The following is a 2,211-nucleotide window of genomic DNA, read 5'->3' on the forward strand; positions in this document are numbered from 1 at the left end:
CCCACCTCGGTGTGACGGTCCAGCCTCCCGGCGATCGAGCCGAGGACCTCCATGTCGGCGCTGACGACCTCTCGCACGTCCGGTCGCTGGACCTTGACGACGACCTCCCGCCCGTTGCGCGTCGTCGCCCGGTGCACCTGCGCGAGCGAGGCCGCCGCCAGTGGCGTCTCGTCGAAGTCGCTGAAGAAGCTCCGAAGGGGAGCGCCGAGCTCGGCCTCGATGATCTCGCGGACCTGCTCCACGGGGAACGGCTCGACGGCGTCCTGGAGCCGCGACAGGGCCTCGGTGTATGCCGGTGGCAGGAGGTCGACTCGGGTGGAGAGCAGCTGTCCCAGCTTGATGAACGTCGGACCCATCCGCTCCAGGTCGGCCGCGAGGCGTTCCGGTCCCTCACCCTCGACCTCGCGGACCTCGCCCTCCTGGGTGAGGAACTCGTCGACCTGGACCCCGGTCAGCAGGTCGCGCCGCCCGTGGCGGACCAGAAGGCGGACGAGGTCGGCGTAGCGCTTCCGGTGGCCGGCATCCATGAGGGGACCGTACCGCGCCGGGCCCGCCGAACCCGGCCACGGCACGAGGGCGCCGACGTGCGCGAGCCAGCCCAGCGGCATACGTAGGTCTGCGTATTTCGCTGACCTACCTGGACTCTGACACTGGTGACACCCGGGACACACGTTTGCCCGGGCACCATCAGGGAGGGAAAGACAGAATGGGTGCACTCCACCGGACCCTGCGACGGGCCGGCACGGCCCTCGCGGCCACCGCGGCGATCACGCTCGCGGGCTCGACCATGGCCTCGGCCCACCACTGCTACAAGGCCGAGTGGGAGCAGGCCGCCTACGACCAGCTCTCGTCGGGCAAGACGGCGGCGTGGCTGGCGCTGAGCGACCTCGGCACGGCGTTCCTCATCGGCCCGGAGTATGCGGAGCAGTGCGGCTACGTCGCCGACGACGTCGTCGCCGACTGGATGGAGATGACCGGGACCGAGCAGGAACCGCTCATCCACATGAGGGCCGTCATCGGTGGCGGTGCCTACTGGAACGCCGGCAAGTCGCCCACGGCGATCAAGTTCCTCACCGACGAGGACTTCGGGGCGCTCACGGTCGGGATCATCAACGGAATGGCCACCTGCGCTCCGGACTGGGAGATGCCGCCGGAGGAGTGAGTCGGGAGCAAGCCGGCCGGGGCAGCGCGCAGGGGGCACGCGCCACGGGAGGGCTCGCAACGGGGGGAGCAACGAGGAGGGCCGCATCACCCAGGGGGGCGGCCCTCTTCGGGCGTCTGCCGGCCCGGGCGGCCGGTCCGGACGACAGCCCGACCCGACCATGCTGTCGGCGCAGACGGTGCTGTCAGTGCTGTCGGTGTCGCATCGTCGACCGGAGTGTGGAGCAGGCCCAGGCGCTGGGCCCGCAGCACCGCGCTGAGACGATCGCACGCGCCGAGCTTCCGGTAGAGGTTCTCCTGGTGCTTGTGCACCGTCCGCGGTGAGATGGCCAGGCGGCCCGCGATGGAATCGGCCGTCGAGCCCGACTCCATGAGACCGAGGATGACCCGCTCGCGCGGCGTCAGTCGGGGCGCATCGGCTGCGGCCGCGAGACCAGCGGTCCAGCACTCGTGCGCCGCGAGCAGGCGCACGTGCCGGTCGAGCCCGGTGAGGAACGCCTGGAGGCGGGTGAAGCGACCGTGGACCTCGTCGTCGAAGCCGTCCTCGTTGAGCACGACCCAGCCGTCGTAGGCGCCTCCCCTCGGCGACACCGGAAGAGTCAGCTGGTGCAGGGTGATCCCGAGCGCCTCCATCGCCTCGTACCCCTGGGAGTCGAGCTCCCAGCCCGCCCGGATGACATCGACGAGCCGGACCGGGGAGGTGTCGCCCGTGTCCGCGACGTATCGGTTGAGCGGGTGCCTCCTCGCGTCCGCCGCCTCCGGCCACAGCTCCGTGGGCGGAACCGGTCGCACGCCGTCGACCGAGATCGCGATGACCTCAGGTGCCTCCGGCTGCAGGCTCACCCGGGTCGCCAGCTCGGCTCGGGCATCGCGCATCAGGGCAGTGACGAACAGGTCGTGGGCCGCGTCCGACGTCGGGGCATGGAGGATCTCGGCAGCAGCAGCCAACCATCGATCGCGCTCGTCCACGTCCCCTCCACCCGACCCCGAGCAAGACGAGGCTAGTTGGCCGATCGCGGCTCGGTCCCCGAAACGAGCAAACCTGTGGAC

General features: G+C 70.8%; 3 protein-coding genes. 1 reads left to right on the top strand and 2 read right to left on the bottom strand.

The annotated features are described in order from the left end of the window. A partial coding sequence (locus LOY02_RS14515) for an ABC1 kinase family protein (protein WP_317183075.1) occupies positions 1 to 527 on the bottom strand: 527 nt, incomplete at its 3' end. Between the two features lie 179 nt (positions 528 to 706). Between LOY02_RS14515 and LOY02_RS14520 the strand changes: the two genes are divergently transcribed. Further along, entirely contained in the window at positions 707 to 1,162 is a 456-nt protein-coding gene (locus LOY02_RS14520; RefSeq protein ID WP_317183076.1) for a hypothetical protein, read from the top strand. 86 nt (positions 1,163 to 1,248) lie between these two features. On the opposite strand, the gene LOY02_RS14525 is transcribed toward LOY02_RS14520, so the two are convergent. Continuing rightward, on the bottom strand, positions 1,249 to 2,130 hold the full coding sequence (locus tag LOY02_RS14525; protein ID WP_317183077.1) for a helix-turn-helix transcriptional regulator: 882 nt from the start codon (positions 2,128 to 2,130) through the stop codon (positions 1,249 to 1,251). Between the last annotated feature and the right edge of the window lie 81 nt (positions 2,131 to 2,211).

Origin of the sequence: Intrasporangium sp. (genome assembly GCF_032907665.1) — a bacterium.
GTDB lineage: Bacteria > Actinomycetota > Actinomycetes > Actinomycetales > Dermatophilaceae > Intrasporangium.

Coding starts and splice junctions, on each gene's coding strand:
- LOY02_RS14520 (WP_317183076.1), top strand. CDS start 707: ATGGGTGCACTCCACCGGACCCTGCGACGGGCCGGCACGGCCCTCGCG.